Annotated in this window: 16 protein-coding genes; 15 read left to right on the top strand and 1 reads right to left on the bottom strand. The window is 52.9% G+C overall.

Annotated elements, in window-relative coordinates; translation table 11 throughout:
• Complete coding sequence (gene ppk1, locus F3F96_RS02605) at positions 1–2088, bottom strand: polyphosphate kinase 1 (RefSeq protein ID WP_176961670.1); 2088 nt, start codon at positions 2086–2088, stop codon at positions 1–3.
• A gap of 135 nt (positions 2089–2223) precedes the next feature.
• Between ppk1 and F3F96_RS02600 the strand changes: the two genes are divergently transcribed.
• From F3F96_RS02600 to F3F96_RS02530, 15 genes are all read left to right on the top strand, one after another.
• Positions 2224–2652: a hypothetical protein gene (locus F3F96_RS02600; RefSeq protein WP_176961669.1), complete on the top strand. Its 429-nt coding sequence runs from the start codon at positions 2224–2226 to the stop codon at positions 2650–2652.
• 75 nt (positions 2653–2727) lie between these two features.
• Positions 2728–2877, top strand: coding sequence for a hypothetical protein (locus F3F96_RS02595; RefSeq protein WP_176961668.1), 150 nt, complete (start codon positions 2728–2730; stop codon positions 2875–2877).
• 53 nt (positions 2878–2930) lie between these two features.
• Positions 2931–4343: an exodeoxyribonuclease VII large subunit gene (xseA, locus tag F3F96_RS02590; RefSeq protein ID WP_370465484.1), complete on the top strand. Its 1413-nt coding sequence runs from the start codon at positions 2931–2933 to the stop codon at positions 4341–4343.
• Entirely contained in the window at positions 4340–5146 is an 807-nt protein-coding gene (locus F3F96_RS02585) for a M23 family metallopeptidase (RefSeq protein ID WP_176961667.1), read from the top strand. Before xseA ends, F3F96_RS02585 begins: the two co-directional genes overlap by 4 nt.
• 81 nt (positions 5147–5227) lie before the next feature.
• Positions 5228–5605 carry a response regulator gene (locus F3F96_RS02580; RefSeq protein ID WP_241697601.1) on the top strand — a complete coding sequence of 126 codons (378 nt, stop codon included), beginning with the start codon at positions 5228–5230 and terminating at the stop codon, positions 5603–5605.
• A 17-nt stretch (positions 5606–5622) separates the two neighbouring features.
• The gene (locus F3F96_RS02575; protein WP_176961665.1) at positions 5623–6198 is read left to right on the top strand and encodes an SPOR domain-containing protein; all 576 of its coding nucleotides are present in this window, start codon (positions 5623–5625) and stop codon (positions 6196–6198) included.
• Positions 6195–7802 (top strand): gamma-glutamyltransferase family protein, encoded by a 1608-nt coding sequence (locus tag F3F96_RS02570; protein ID WP_176961664.1) that lies wholly within the window; start codon positions 6195–6197, stop codon positions 7800–7802. The genes F3F96_RS02575 and F3F96_RS02570 overlap by 4 nt, the downstream gene beginning before the upstream one ends.
• A complete protein-coding gene (gene folK / locus F3F96_RS02565) occupies positions 7799–8296 on the top strand; it encodes a 2-amino-4-hydroxy-6-hydroxymethyldihydropteridine diphosphokinase (RefSeq protein ID WP_176961663.1) in 498 nt (165 codons plus the stop codon). Before F3F96_RS02570 ends, folK begins: the two co-directional genes overlap by 4 nt.
• The gene (locus tag F3F96_RS02560) at positions 8290–8961 is read left to right on the top strand and encodes a deoxynucleoside kinase (protein ID WP_176961662.1); all 672 of its coding nucleotides are present in this window, start codon (positions 8290–8292) and stop codon (positions 8959–8961) included. The genes folK and F3F96_RS02560 overlap by 7 nt, the downstream gene beginning before the upstream one ends.
• 140 nt (positions 8962–9101) lie before the next feature.
• Positions 9102–9890 (top strand): 3-methyl-2-oxobutanoate hydroxymethyltransferase, encoded by a 789-nt coding sequence (gene panB / locus F3F96_RS02555; RefSeq protein ID WP_176961661.1) that lies wholly within the window; start codon positions 9102–9104, stop codon positions 9888–9890.
• Entirely contained in the window at positions 9887–10747 is an 861-nt protein-coding gene (gene panC / locus F3F96_RS02550) for a pantoate--beta-alanine ligase (RefSeq protein ID WP_176961660.1), read from the top strand. Before panB ends, panC begins: the two co-directional genes overlap by 4 nt.
• Entirely contained in the window at positions 10744–11121 is a 378-nt protein-coding gene (gene panD, locus F3F96_RS02545; protein ID WP_176961659.1) for an aspartate 1-decarboxylase, read from the top strand. The genes panC and panD overlap by 4 nt, the downstream gene beginning before the upstream one ends.
• A 13-nt stretch (positions 11122–11134) precedes the next feature.
• Entirely contained in the window at positions 11135–12748 is a 1614-nt protein-coding gene (locus tag F3F96_RS02540; RefSeq protein WP_176961658.1) for an FAD-dependent oxidoreductase, read from the top strand.
• A gap of 28 nt (positions 12749–12776) precedes the next feature.
• Positions 12777–13178 carry a 3D domain-containing protein gene (locus F3F96_RS02535; protein ID WP_241697600.1) on the top strand — a complete coding sequence of 134 codons (402 nt, stop codon included), beginning with the start codon at positions 12777–12779 and terminating at the stop codon, positions 13176–13178.
• Between the two features lie 124 nt (positions 13179–13302).
• Positions 13303–14820 carry a ComEC/Rec2 family competence protein gene (locus tag F3F96_RS02530; protein WP_176961657.1) on the top strand — a complete coding sequence of 506 codons (1518 nt, stop codon included), beginning with the start codon at positions 13303–13305 and terminating at the stop codon, positions 14818–14820.
• The last annotated feature ends 76 nt before the right edge of the window (positions 14821–14896 follow it).

Raw genomic sequence — 14896 nt, 5'->3', positions numbered from 1 at the left:
CTACTCTTTCAAGGTTCCCAGTTTCTGCATCAACATCACCTGCGCATTTTTTATCTGCGTCCGACTCTGCACACGTTGATATGAGCCATCGGATTTCAGCTGCCATGTTGCCGCATTATCAGAGAGGTAAGGCGTCAGCCCCTGAGCAATCACCTCTTTTTTCAAGGCGGGATCGCGCACAGGGAAACAGGTCTCCACGCGCCTGAGCAGATTGCGGCTCATCCAGTCCGCACTGGCACAGAACACCTCTGAATCACCACCATTGTGGAAATAGTAGATACGGGTGTGCTCAAGAAAACGACCCAGCACCGAACGCACACGGATATTTTCTGAAATCCCGGTTATGCCCGGACGCAGGCAGCAGATGCCGCGCACAACCAGATCAATTTTCACACCGGCCTGGGAGGCACGATAGAGCGCCCTGATCACTTCAGGCTCTTCTAGCCCGTTGATCTTGGCGCGAATTCTCGCCTCGCCTCCGCTACGCGCAGTTTCCGCCTCGCGGTTGATGCGCTCAATCACACCCTTATGCAGCGTAAACGGTGCCGATAACATCGCTTTCAGGCGCATGGCTTTGCCAAGCCCGGTCAACTGCTGGAACAGTTTATGCACATCCTCACCCAGTTCCGGATGACAACTAAGCAACCCGAAATCGGTGTAGAAACGACTGGTCACGGTGTGATAATTACCGGTACCCAGATGCACATACCGACGCAGTTTGCGACCTTCACGGCGCACCACCATCAGCATTTTACAGTGGGTTTTATAACCCACCACACCGTAGACCACCTGCACACCGGCAGCTGAGAGCTTGTTGGCCAGGGCAATATTCTCCTCTTCATTAAAGCGTGCCATCAGTTCGATAACTGCCACCACCTCTTTGTTGGCACGCGCTGCCCGTACCAGCGCATCCACCAACGGCGAATCGGGCACCACCCGGTACATCGTCTGCTTGATCACCAGCACATTCGGATCAGCGGCTGCCTGATTAAGCAGCTCCACCACCGGTGCAAAGCTCTGGAAAGGGTGGTGGAGCAGCAGATCACCCTGCTGAATCACATCGAACATCGTGAACTCTTCATCGCGCAGTTGTGCCGGGACCCCGGCCTCAAATACCGGGTATTTCAGATCGGGCCTGTCGACCTCATCATAAATAGCTGCAAGTCGATAGAGGTTAACCAATCCATCCACGCGGTAGAGATCCTGATGGGCGAGTGAAAACTGCTCTAGCAGAAACTCAACCAGCTCCTGCGGACAGCGCTGTGATACCTCAAGACGTACCTCTTTGCTGAAACGGCGCTCCAGTAACTCACCGGCAACTGCCTGTTTCAGATCAACAAGCTCCTCCTCATCGACCAGCAGGCCACTGTTTCGGGTAATGCGGAACTGATGACAGGCTTTGGCCTCCATGCCGGGAAAAAAGTCACCGACATGGGCATGAATGATCGAGGAGAGCAGTACAAAATGATCTCCGGCACCGGCAATCTCCTCTGGCAAGCGGATCACCCGCGGCAGCGAGCGCGGTGCCTGCACAATGGCGTAATGAGCTTCGCGACCAAAGGCATCCTTGCCCTCCAGCGAAACAACGAAATTTAGAATCTTGCTGAGCAGGCGCGGGAAGGGGTGAGCCGGATCCAGCCCGATCGGGGTCAGCAGAGGCAGCAGTTCACGACGGAAGAAGCGGCGAATCCAGACTGTCTGCGCTTCACTCCAGTCAGCTCGGCGCAGAATCCGGATATTCTCCTCTTCCAGTGCAGGCAGTAGCGACTCATTAAGCAGCGTATACTGATCGGCCACCAGTGCATCCACACGACCACGCACCTGCGAGAGAATCTCACCGGCAGTCAGTCCATCCGCCGCCGTTGAGAGTGAACCCATGGCAAGGCGATGCTTCTGCGCTGCCACGCGCACTTCGAAAAACTCATCCATATTGGTGCTGCTGATACAGAGAAACTTCAACCGCTCCAGCAGCGGCAATGCGCTGTCGGCCGCCATCTCAAACACACGCCGGTTGAACTGCAACATGCTCATATCCCGGTTCAGATAGAGGTCGCTATGGTCAAGTTCTATAGTTGGCTGTTGGCTCAAAATATCTCCTCACTGTAGATGGTTCACTGCAGTTGTGCAGAGCATAGCAAATGACCATGGCACGACCATGACAAATTGTTGTCATCAAGTTGCCATGCATACCTGTCAGTATCACTGCAGAGGAGTGAAAGCCATATGCAGCAACAAAAACAAGCCGCCATCATTGCACAACAATCTCAAGCCTGCCATCAGATTGGCGAACTTTTACATAAACATGGTTGGAAGATGACCATCCTCCCCCCCAATAGCGGCTTTCACAATCTCTGCAGACTACAGCCCGGGATATTTATCGCCGATATTGATGATCCCGGTTGTCGAGGCATCGCACTGCTTGAGTGGTATAAAAAATCTAATCCAACTGCGACCACCTATGCGCTATGCAAAGGTGTCAATACACCTGTAATGCGTCTGGCCAGAAACAGAGGGGTAAGCGGCTTTTTCTATTTCAACAGTTCCGGTAAAGGGCTTGATGAGCAATGCGGCATGGGCAGGTTACTCCTACATCAACATCACAGCCTCTCTATACCTCCATGTCACAGCGCTGTCATGCGATTGTCATCATGATCACACAATAGATCTACACGCTGACCAACAAAAGGAATCGATCAGAACTACGCTGAAATAAACAAGGAGAGAGAGATGTTTAATGACGATATTGATCTTGGTAAATTAATGAGAAGTTATGCCTATATGAGCCCGCATATTGCGCACTCGGAACTGGGCTGCTTTATGGATCTTCCCTATGAACATGAACTGGATGATGAAGCGAAGTTTTCCGAAGAGGAGTAGAGCAGCAACAATCCTTCTGTTGACCCTGTAGCCAAGCACGACACAATATCCAGGTGTCCACAGCTTCTGATCACAAGGTCTTCTCGGTTACCGAACTTACTGCCCGTATCAAACAGATGCTGGAGCAGGGATTTGCGCATGTGCAAGTGACCGGTGAAGTCTCACGACTAACTAAACCATCTTCCGGCCACCTCTATTTCACCATCAAAGATGCACATGCTGCGATCTCTGCAGTGGTTTGGCGCTCGGCTGCCCTGCGCCTGAAAACCCTTCCCGAAGAGGGTGGTGAATTCACCTTTACCGGCCACCTCTCTCTCTATGAGCCGCGCGGTAGCTACCAGCTGGTGGTGACCAGGATTGAAGTTGCCGGGGCAGGCGCACTGGCTGCAGAGTTTGAACGCAGAAAGCAGCTATTTAGCGAACGCGGCTGGTTTGATCCGCAAAGCAAACGCACACCACCTTCACTACCCAAACATATCGGTATTGTCACATCCCCCACCGCCGCTGCATTTGAAGATGTCAAAAAAGTATTGGCCACACGCCCGGCCTGGCTACAACTGACCCTCTCCCCTGCATTGGTGCAGGGAAGCAGTGCACCAGCCGCCATCGCTGCTGCCATCAGGCGACTGAGCAGCATGGATTCACCACCGGATCTGATCCTGCTGGTGCGTGGCGGCGGTAGCATTGAGGATCTCTGGTGTTTTAATGATGAGATCACCGTGCAAGCTATCGTGGATTGCCCCATTCCGATCATCTCCGGCGTAGGCCATGAGATCGATACCACGCTGGCTGATTTTGCTGCTGATATTCGTGCTGCCACCCCCTCCAATGCTGCAGAGATCGCGATCCCATCCCGTGATGAGCTTCGCAAACAGCTGCCCCGCCTCGCTGCTCTGCGCGGACTGATGCAGCAGCAGTTGAGCAGACTCTCTGAGCAGCTGCAGAGCATGCGCTCTCGAGAGCAATCGGCATGGCAGCGCCATTTTGATGCGCGCCATCATAGAAGCGAGCAGGCACGTACGCGTCTGAAACATGCGGCGCAGATCAATATCAGCCAGCTGCGGTCACCGCTGCGCACGATTGAGAAGCGGCTGGCACCACTACAGCCCGGAGCGCGACTGCAGCAACAGCGTTCTGACTGGTCGAAGAGTGCGATTCAGCTCAGCCAGTCACTGCTCAGCGGACTACAGAAACAGAGGCAACGACTGCAAGAGCAGCAGCGTAATCTTAAAACAGAACAGTCCCAAATTGGAGAGCAGCGTCACCGTTTCGAACTGCTGGCCGGTAAACTCAAAGAGCTGGATCCGACTGGTGTACTCAAGCGCGGTTACAGCCTGAGCTACGACAGCAGTGGCAAACTGATCACCGCCGCCGCAGGCCTTGCTACAGGTGATCAGATTCACATCCATTTCCATGATGGCAGTGCAGAGACCGAGGTCAAAAGTGTGAAGGAGAACAATATATGAGATATCTGATCTACAGCCTGCTGCTGATCACAGGTATGACTGGCACAGCCCAGGCCGCAGCATGGCAGGCCATTCAGGGTGATGTGGTCACCGTTGAGACCGCATCTGAGAGCAGCAATCTTCGGCTCTGGTGTTTCGGCAAACGCTGGCCAGCCAAAAAACAGGCTGATGGCAAATGGCGCGGCTGGATTGGCGTTGATCTTAAAACCAAACCGGGGGAGCTACCCATTGAGTGGTCTGATGGTAAACAGGTGATCGCCAGAGATACGCTGATGGTCATCAAGGGTGAGTTCCGCATCTCCCATATTCAGGTCAAAAAGAAGATGGCCGAGTTTGATGCACCAACGCTGGCCCGCATCCGCAAAGAGGTGAAAGCGCTTAAAGCCACCTATGTTGAACCCGTGACTGCGACGCCTGATATCAGGATGTTCGGCAAACCGACTGAAGGGATTGAATCCACCCCGTTCGGCGCTCAGCGTTATGTTAATGGTGCTGCCCGCTCGCCGCACTCAGGTATCGACATAGCCGCAGCAGCAGGTACCGCAATCAAGACACCGCTGGCTGGAAAAGTGCTGTTTGCCGGAGAGATGTATCTTAATGGTAATACGGTAGCCATCGGCCATGGAAATGGTTTAGTCTCCGTCTTTTCGCATATGCGTAAAATCCATGTCACAAAAGGGGCGTGGGTAGAAACACACCAACTCATCGGTGAGGTCGGTGCTACAGGAAGAGCAACCGGCCCACACCTGCACTGGGGCGTCCGGTTTAACATGGCTCGCGTAAATCCGGAAAGCCTGCTATAATCAGATAGCCGATCCAGACCCATGGATGGGACTCATGCAGCAGCGAGGAACAGCGCTGCTTAGAGGGGAAGAGTAATGGAAATGAAAGCACTCATTATCGATGATGAAGATAGCGTCCAGAGCATTCTGACCGCATTTCTCAACCGTTATATCAGTGAAAAAGGGATGCAGAGCGCCATCACCAGCATGAGCGATCCTGTGCAGTCTCTTTTTGAGCTGACCACGCATGGTGATCAGTATCAACTGATTCTTCTGGATGTTCGTATCCCCAAGCTTAGCGGTGATGAGATCTACAGCTCACTTGAGCAGGTCAATCCAAATATTCTCAATCGCATTCTGTTTGTCACCGGTTACCCTGAAGATCTCTATGATCGTTTCCCTGATAAACCCTTCAACATTCTGCAGAAACCTTTCCGCTACAATAGCTTTGCTGAAAAGCTGGATGAAGTGCTCGGCTGATTCAAAGAGCTTCTGATATGAGTGGAGAGACAAACTGGCAAGCATCAGTGATAGAGCATCGTACGGCATGGATTGTAGCTGCCTGCTGCCTGCTGCTTATTTTCATTGCCTCACTTAAACCCGATCTATTCACAACATCACCTGAACAGGTTGCTGAAGCTGAGGTGAAGGAAGAGCGCGCTAAACCGCTGGCTAAACATCTGCCTGCTACCATTGCAGAGGAACCCGAACGGATCGAGCCGGAACCTGTTGCCGAACCGATCAAACCCAAAACAGTTATCGCACCAGCTAAACCTGTTGTCAAAAAAGAGGTTGCCAAACAACCGGTGATCAAAGCTGCCCCTTCTGCAGATGAGCCCGGCAGTGGTTTTTACGTACAGCTGGGTGCATTCAAGGAGAAACCTCGGGCACAGGGTCTGATTGATCAGCTCAGACATCATGGCTGGAGTGGTGTTCTCTCTAAAAAAACGAATGGGCTGTATGCCGTCTGGGCTGGCCCTGAGCAGCAGCGAGCCGAGGCAGACAAACTTCAGATCGCCATTGAAAAGAAGATGAAAACCAGGGGTTTTATCGTTCACCAGAAAGGAACATGAGCGGAAACAGTCGCGGGATTGTAGCCGCTGGTCATCCGGCCACTGCTGAAGCGGGTGCACTCACTCTTAATGCCGGTGGCAATGCCGTTGATGCCGCCATTGCTGCCATCACCACATCATTTATTGCTGAACCTGTTCTCACTGCCGCCGGAGGTGGCGGTTTTATGCTGGTCGCCGACTCCACCAGCCGCGCCACCCTCTATGACGGTTTTGCCCGTATGCCGTTTGGTAAAGCACTGACCGGTATCCAGCCTGAACTGAAAGCGGTACCGATCGATTTTGGTGATACCGTGCAAACCTTTCATATCGGTCAGGCTTCGGTCGGAACCCCGTCACTGCTGGCGATGCTGTTTCATGCCCACAAGGTGCATGGCAAACTACCGCTATCGGAGGTGCTGGCACCGGGTCTGGATGCAGCCAGAAGCGGCATCCGCCTGAATCAGCTGCAAGCCTCATTTATCAAACTTCTCACCCCTATTCTCACCGACACCGATGCATGCAGAGCACTGCACAGACCGATGAGGATTGGGGATAGTTCAGAAGAGTTATGGCGCGAGGGTGAATCCTTCCGCAACCCTGATCTGGCCAATACGCTGGAGATGTTAACGATCGAAGGCATCGATGAGATGTATCACGGTGATCTGGCCAAAGAGATTGTTAAAAGCTGCTCCCCCTATGGGCTGCTCGGCATGGAGGATATGCGAGCCAGACAGGTGTTTGAACGCAAACCTCTGAGCATCGATCTACTTGGCGGCACACTGCTGACCAATCCACCCCCCAGCTCAGGTGGCCTGCTCATCGGTTTTGCAGCCACCATGCTCGATCACCTCTATCAAAACCATGAGACATCAGGCCTGCCGTGGCCGGTTCTGGTCGCTGAAGGACTGCGCGCGGCAAGCCTGTTGCGCCGGGAGGGTTTTGACTCCCGCATCCACGATCCTGAAATCACGCAGCAGATGTTTGAACCCGACCATCTTGAAAAAGCAGCTGCCAGAATCAGCGAACGTTTTCTGGGCATCGGTGATGAAAAATCAAAAGAACCTGACAATCGCCACGGCAGCACCACCCACATCAGCGTCATCGACAAAGATGGACTGGCCGTCTCGATGACCAGCAGCAATGGTGAGGGCTCAGGCATTGTTGTGCCCGGCACCGGCATTCACCTGAACAACATGCTGGGAGAGGAGGATATCAATCCGCTGGGCTTCCACGCCCTGCCCGGTGGTGCCACACTCTCCTCGATGATGGCTCCTTCAATATTCCTTGAGCACGACAAACCCGCACTGGTACTTGGTAGCGGCGGCTCCAATCGTCTGCGTGGAGCTATTCTGCAAGCACTACTGCGCTATCAACTGCTTGGTCAAGATGTTGAATCGGCTGTGCATGCACCGCGCCTGCACAACGAAGGCGACCAACTCGATATTGAACCGGGATTCCTCAATGATCATGAGCGGGAGTTGCTGATGCAGATGGGCTGGAAACTACGCGACTGGCAGAGTCAGAGTGTCTATTTCGGTGGTGTTCACGCCATCACCCGCTCCGCAACCGGCAATATGCATGGCTGCGGCGATCCCCGCCGTGGCGGCGCCATCGCTTTCGCATGACAACTGTTTATATCGCCCTTGGCGGCAATCTCGGTGACGTTAAAGCCGCCTTCATCTCTGCCCGCAGCATGATTGCAGCACTGCCCGACACACGCGTAACTGAATCATCAAAACGCTACCGCACCCCGGCTATCGGGCCTGCCGGACAACCCGACTACCTGAACGCCGTCATTGCCATTGCAACGGAGATGCAGCCGATTGAGCTGCTTGATGCACTACAGGCCATTGAGTTGGCGCACGGTAGAGAGCGCAAAGAGCATTGGGGAGCACGCACCCTTGATCTCGATATCGTTGCCATTGAGCAGGAGATCATCAGTTTGGAAAGACTTTCTGTGCCGCACCCGTTGATGTTTGAGCGTCAGTTTGTGTTACGCCCTCTTTGCGATCTGGCTCCGGAGTGGCAACATCCACAGCTGAAGCTGAGTGCAGCCGAAGGATTGGAGAAGATCATCGCGGCTGGCGAATCGCCACTACCTGAGGGGGAAGCATGGTAACACTGATGGACAAGCGTTTTGGCAAGAGGCCACTGGATCAGTGTCATATCGCCATTGAGGGAGCCATCGGCGTTGGTAAAACCACGCTGACCCAAAAACTTGCCGACAAGCTCGGTAGCACCACTTTTTTCGAACAGGTCGATGACAATCCGTTTATCGAACTCTTCTATCAGGACCCCTCCCGCCACGCCCTCTCTGTTCAGCTCTCCTTTCTCTTTTCACGTCTGAAACAGTGGCAATCGCTGCATCAGCAGGATCTCTTCACACAGGGTGTTGTCAGTGATTTTATCTTCGCCAAGGATCATCTGTTTGCCACAGTCACCCTCTCCGATGAGGAGCTGGCTCTCTATGAGCAGGTCGCTAAGCTTGTAGCTATCGATATCTACAAACCCGATCTGGTGATCTACCTGCAATCCAATCCGCGTGTGATTATGGAGCGTATTAGGGGCCGCAACCGCCCGATGGAGCGCGGTATCAACTCTGACTACCTTCAGAAGGTGATGAGCGCTTACGATCAATATTTCTTCCACTATCAGGAGACACCCCTGCTGATCGTACAGACCGACCGCATGAACTTTGCCGATCAGGATGAGACAATCGATGCCCTGATCGAGCGCATCGGCAACATGCAATCCCACAACGAGTTCTGGGCCGATTACAGCTAGAAACCTGCTTAACAATTACAGTTACAAACAGACTAATTCGAGCTCTATTAGCATTGTAAGCCAGCAACATATATATTTCGCACATCCTGAAAGACGGTACCTACCCTTTTACGAGGCGGACCGAAGCAGAAAGGAATGAGATGACTATAACCAAACCTGTCACCGCAGCGACGCTTTTGCGCGCCAAGCAGCGTGACGAAAAAAGTGTATGGCTGACCGCTACTGATGCGACATCAGCCGCCATCGCCGAGATGGCCGGAGCCGAAGTGCTGCTGGTTGGCGACTCCCTTGGCATGGTATCCCTTGGCTACGACTCCACCCTTCCCGTTACCCTTGATCAGATGATTCACCATACCTCCGCTGTTGTACGCGGCCGCAAGTTTGCATGGGTGGTCTGCGATCTCCCCTTTGGCAGCTATCAGAGATCTGCTGAGCAGGCCTTTGACTCCAGCGTTCGTGTTCTGCAGGAGAGCGGCTGTGATGCGGTGAAAATCGAGGGCGGCCTGCATATGGCCGAAACCATCCGTTTTCTGGCTGAGCGCGGTATCGCTGTGGTTGCCCATATCGGACTTACCCCGCAATCGGTGAAGAAGTTCGGCTCCTATGGCAAACGCGGCAAGAGCGAGAGTGAACAGGCGCAGTTGATTGCCGATGCCAGAGCCGTGACTGAAGCCGGTGCTGTGGCACTGGTGCTGGAGAATATCCCTGCTGAGCTGGCAACCGCCATCACCTCGCATGTGGAGATTCCAACGGTTGGCATCGGTGCAAGTGCCGAGTGTGATGCCCAGGTACTGGTCTTCAATGATCTGGTCGGTATCTCCGAATCCAATCCGCCATTTGCTCCGGCCTATGCCGATGTGCGCAAAGTAATGTCTGACGCCATTGCCCGCTGGAGCGCCGATGTTAAATCCGGTCAGTTTCCGAAATGAGAGTAGCCAACACCGCAGCCGAAATCCGCCGTCAGCTTAAATCGCTGCGCGGCTCTAAAACCATTGCCTTTGTGCCAACCATGGGCTGCCTGCATGAGGGGCATTTAAGCCTGATCCGCAAGGCCAGGCAGATGGCTGATATCGTGGTTGTCAGTATCTATGTTAATCCGTTGCAGTTCGGCCCCAACGAGGATCTGGATCGCTACCCGCGCACCTTTGAAAACGATGCCAAACTGTGCGCCGAAGCTGGTGTTGATTTCATCTTTCATCCCACCACCCTCTATCCGAAGAGTGGCCCGAAAGTCACCCTGAAAGCAACCAAGCTATCGGAGTGCCTCTGCGGGGCATCTCGCCCCGGCCATTTTGATGGTGTGGTCACCGTTGTGAATATCCTCTTCAATATTGTGCAGCCCGATATCGCCATCTTCGGAGAGAAGGACTGGCAGCAGCTGGCAATTATCAAACGCATGGTTTCCGATCTGCAGATGGCCATTGAGATCATTGGCTGCCCTACCCTGCGCGAGTCTGACGGGCTGGCGCTGAGCAGTCGCAACCGCTATCTCTCAGGTGGTGACAGGACGGTTGCTCTGGCCATCTCTAAATCGCTTATTGCCATGCAGAAGATGGCTGCCAGCGGAGAGTCCGATATCGAAGCGGTGAAAGCTGTCGCGACCAGAATACTGCATAACGCCGGCATTACACCGGACTACCTTGATATCCGCAGTGCAGCCTCTCTCAAGATGAAACGTAAACTCAACAGACAACCGGCCCGCGCTTTTATTGCCGCCAACGTCGGCAACACACGCCTGATCGATAATATGCCGCTGCCCCTGGCTACAGATGGAGTAACCCCATGAAATTGACTATGCTGAAATCCAAAATTCACCGCGCCACCGTGACACACGCTGAGCTTGATTATGAAGGCTCCTGCGCCATCGACCTGAATCTGATGGATCAGGCCAATATCCTGCCCTTTGAACAGCTGCATATTTATAATGTGAATAATGGCGAACGTTTCACCACCTACGCCATCACCGCTCCTCGCGGTTCCGGCACCATCGGTGTTAATGGTGCTGCCGCTCATAAAGCCAGCCCCGGTGATCTGCTGATCATCTGCACCTACGCTGAACTGGAAGCCAAAGAGGCTGAACACTTCAATCCGGCACTGGTCTATGTGAATGGCGACAACGCCATCACCCACACCAGCCATGGTCACCTTGCAGCAGTCTGAGCAGCCGCTCTAAGTGCTTTATGCCATTTCCAATATTGAGGTCGGACTTGATGAGAGTGATTCGAGCGTAACCCGCCGCATTGCGCAGCAGTTGAATCTGACTGTAGAGGCGATTTTATCATCGACCTGTTCACGCCGTGCCATCGATGCGCGCAAAAAAACGAACATCCATTTTGTCTGCAGTTATGAGATTGAGGTCGATCAAATCATCGATCCGCTACCCAACAACTGCCGCAAACTTGAACACTCCACCCTCTCCCCGCCACGACCGGAAGTTTTCACCAGAAAGGTTACTGCGCAGCATCATGCTGTAATCATCGGAGCTGGCCCGGCCGGTCTCTTTGCTGCCCTGGCACTGGCTGAATCCGGTATCCGCGTCACCCTGCTGGAACGTGGCAAACCGGTGGAGACGCGCATGCGTGATATCGGTCGCCTGCGCTCTCGTGGTGAACTTGATACTGAGAGTAACATCTGCTTCGGTGAAGGCGGTGCAGGCACCTATACCGATGGCAAACTCTATACCCGCATCAAACACCCCTTCCTGCGCTGGGTACTGGCCGAGTTCGTCCGTTTCGGTGCCAGAGAAGATATTCTCATTGATGCGCATCCGCATCTGGGCACTGATAAACTGGTTCGCATCGTGCGCAATATGCGCAACCACCTGCTTGAACTGGGTGTCGATTACCGCTTTGAGACTCGTGTCGATGATCTGCTCATTGAAAATGGGAAAGTTTACGGTGTGCGCACAGACAGCGGTGATGAAATCAGCGCGGATCATGTGATTCTTGCTACCGGCCACTCGGCCCGTGATACCTTTAAACGGCTGCAACAGCTCGGCATCAAAATGGAGGCCAAGGCCTTCGCTGTCGGCGTTCGTGCCGAACACCCGCAAGCCCTGATCGATGCCATCCAGTTCGGCAACAGAGCCGGTCATGCCAAACTCTCTGCTGCTGAATATTCACTGACCCATCAGGTGGCCGACAAACATCTTGGTCAACGTGGCGTCTACAGCTTTTGCATGTGTCCAGGAGGACTGATTGTACCCTCACCTACAGAGAGTGGAGCCATGGCAGTCAATGGTATGAGTAATGCCAAGCGTGGCGGAAAATGGGCCAACTCCGGCATTGTTGTGCAGGTCACACCTGAGGATATTGCACGTCACGGCATCAAAGAGGATCCACTGATGGGCATCGCATTTCAGAGAGAACTTGAAGTTGCCACCTTCAAAGCAGCGGGTGATCACTATGCAGCCCCAACTATGCGCCTCACCGATTTCGTTGAACGACGCGCAACCGGCAAACTCGCTCCTACCCGCTTCAAGCCTGAAGCCATAGCTACCGATCTCTGGCAGCTGCTGCCACACTGGGTTGCCAATCCACTGGCGGAAGGATTGTTGGGTTTTGATCGCAAGATGCGCGGTTTTGTTACTGATGAAGCCAACCTTCTGGCCAGTGAAACCCGTACCAGCTCACCGATCCGCATTGAACGCAATGAATCGATGCAATCGGTCAATATAGAAGGTCTTTACCCTGTTGGTGAGGGTGCCGGTTATGCCGGTGGCATTGTCAGTGCTGCTGTTGATGGCATGAAAGCCGCTGCAGCCATTATTGAGCAGCATCACAGTTAAAATCAGCGATTCAGGCAGCCTTCACCCTATGAGAAAATCGATAATATCACTTAAGCGCAGTTTTTTACTCATGCTCTTTGTTGCACTGGGAAGCTGTAGTATTGCCCACTCCGGTTCGCTGTCCGGCCACTCACTCACGGTCACCGCTACCGCCTACAACTCGGTCAAAGCACAAACTCAGGGAAACCCCTCCATCGGCGCATGGGGAGATCGTCTCAAACCCGGCATGAAGGTAATTGCTGTCTCGCGTGATCTTCTGCGCATGGGTTTAAAGCATAATACGCGGGTAAAGATTGACGGCCTGCCCGGTACCTTTCTGGTCAAAGATAAGATGAACAAACGCTGGAGTCGCAAAATCGACATCTACATGGGACGTGATATCAAAGCCGCCCGCCAATGGGGTAAACGCAAAGTAACTATCACCTGGTAGCACTGCTGTGCAAAAAGTAGCCGGACAGGTCCTCATCTCTAGCAAATTTCTATAAATCATTTTTTGACGCCCTCTAAATAGTGGTCTATACCATAGATATGCTTTGTTACAGAGGGAGCTCAAGATGCAGGTAAATGATCAGGTATATATCGCTTATCCCTCTGCTGTTCATTTCAAAACAAAAGAGGCAGCAGTAGGGAAAAAATCTAAACAGGCAGTGAACCAGCTGCTCTGGGGTGATTGGGCACGTGTGGTTAAAGTTGAAGGTGACTGGATTGAGGTTCGATCACGCCATCGCAACGGCTGGGTTAAAAAGGATAAACTTCAGACCAACCGGCTTCTGGAAGTGAACTTTGTCGATATTGGTCAGGGCGATGGATGTCATATTCAGACACCTGAAGACAAAGCTATTGTCATTGATGCCGGTGAAGGCGATAACATGTATCGCTTTCTACGCTGGCGCTTTGGTAAGTTTGCTCATAAATTCGAATTCGAATCATTTATCATCAGCCACCCGGATCAGGATCACTACTACGGCTTCTCGGATCTTTTTAAGCATGACAATGTGCATGTCGATACGGTGTATCATAATACCATTATTGAGCAGGTATACGGTGGCAGAAGCACACTCGGCAGTGAGAGCAAACAGGGAAAAAAGAAATTCCTTACCGGCATCGTACAGAGCATGGCCGAATTAAAGAGTATTACCAACAGCCCTGTGCGCTGCGGCAGGCGCCAGTATCCCAACATGTTAAAAACTGCCGCGGAGTCGGGGCGCGTCAACGATATCATCGGCATGCTGGCCAGTTCCGACTGGAGAAAACCCAACTATCTACCCGGATACAGCCCTGATGATAATCGTGGCATGACACTCAAGCTGCTCGGGCCGGTTCCCCAGCAACTGGTCAACGGCAAAACCGCCCTGCCGAAAATCGGCAATACCGGCGTGACCAAAAATGGCCATTCGGTTGTGCTGCTGCTGGAAATTGGCCATATCAGGATGCTGCTTGGCGGCGACCTGAATGAGCCGTCGCAGGAATACCTGCTTGAGCACTACACCGGTTTAAGCCCGCACCCAAAAACACCCACAGAGGTGGAAACCCTGGTTAGTGAAGGCAGAAAACATTTTCAGGTTGATATAGCCAAAGCCTGCCATCACGGCAGCGCCCATGTTTCGCCAAACTTCCTGCAGGCAACCAACCCGCTGGTGACGATCATCTCCAGTGGAGATAATGAACCACACTCCCACCCCCGCCCCGATACTCTGGGACTTATCGGTAAATACAGCCGCTCAGACCGACCTTTAATCTTCTCCACTGAGCTTGCCAGATCGGGTAATGAAAATATCAAACACCCCAATCTTGTCAGGCGGGAACTCAAAGATAACATCAACAAAGAGATGAATATCATTCATGACTATGCTGCGACAGCCGCCCAAAAAAATGCCGCTGAGAAACGGCTGGATAAACATCTGGAAGTGATTGAACGCTCTGTCAGTAACTATGGCATGATCAATGTGCGAACCGATGGCAGCCGTGTAATTATTGCACAGCGCCTTGAGCGGGAGCGCTCAAAAGCTGTGCGCTGGGACATCTACACCTTCGAATGTGATTCACGAGGTCGCCTTCATTTTATTCACTAGGCAGGTGCGCCAGCAGTTAAGACTGGAGTTGATTCAATGTCTATTGATCCATGCTGTAGAACAACACCTTAGAGAG

The sequence above is a fragment of the Mariprofundus sp. NF genome, assembly GCF_013387455.1.
GTDB lineage: Bacteria > Pseudomonadota > Zetaproteobacteria > Mariprofundales > Mariprofundaceae > Mariprofundus.
This window is presented reverse-complemented; position numbering and strand designations above follow the sequence as displayed.

Excerpts from the sequence above, each read along its gene's own strand:
- F3F96_RS02600 (WP_176961669.1), top strand. The coding sequence starts at position 2,224 with ATGCAGCAACAAAAACAAGCCGCCATCATTGCACAACAATCTCAAGCC.
- F3F96_RS02595 (WP_176961668.1), top strand. The coding sequence starts at position 2,728 with ATGTTTAATGACGATATTGATCTTGGTAAATTAATGAGAAGTTATGCC.
- F3F96_RS02585 (WP_176961667.1), top strand. The coding sequence starts at position 4,340 with ATGAGATATCTGATCTACAGCCTGCTGCTGATCACAGGTATGACTGGC.
- F3F96_RS02580 (WP_241697601.1), top strand. The coding sequence starts at position 5,228 with ATGAAAGCACTCATTATCGATGATGAAGATAGCGTCCAGAGCATTCTG.
- F3F96_RS02575 (WP_176961665.1), top strand. The coding sequence starts at position 5,623 with ATGAGTGGAGAGACAAACTGGCAAGCATCAGTGATAGAGCATCGTACG.
- F3F96_RS02570 (WP_176961664.1), top strand. The coding sequence starts at position 6,195 with ATGAGCGGAAACAGTCGCGGGATTGTAGCCGCTGGTCATCCGGCCACT.
- folK (WP_176961663.1), top strand. The coding sequence starts at position 7,799 with ATGACAACTGTTTATATCGCCCTTGGCGGCAATCTCGGTGACGTTAAA.
- F3F96_RS02560 (WP_176961662.1), top strand. The coding sequence starts at position 8,290 with ATGGTAACACTGATGGACAAGCGTTTTGGCAAGAGGCCACTGGATCAG.
- panB (WP_176961661.1), top strand. The coding sequence starts at position 9,102 with ATGACTATAACCAAACCTGTCACCGCAGCGACGCTTTTGCGCGCCAAG.
- panC (WP_176961660.1), top strand. The coding sequence starts at position 9,887 with ATGAGAGTAGCCAACACCGCAGCCGAAATCCGCCGTCAGCTTAAATCG.
- panD (WP_176961659.1), top strand. The coding sequence starts at position 10,744 with ATGAAATTGACTATGCTGAAATCCAAAATTCACCGCGCCACCGTGACA.
- F3F96_RS02535 (WP_241697600.1), top strand. The coding sequence starts at position 12,777 with ATGAGAAAATCGATAATATCACTTAAGCGCAGTTTTTTACTCATGCTC.
- F3F96_RS02530 (WP_176961657.1), top strand. The coding sequence starts at position 13,303 with ATGCAGGTAAATGATCAGGTATATATCGCTTATCCCTCTGCTGTTCAT.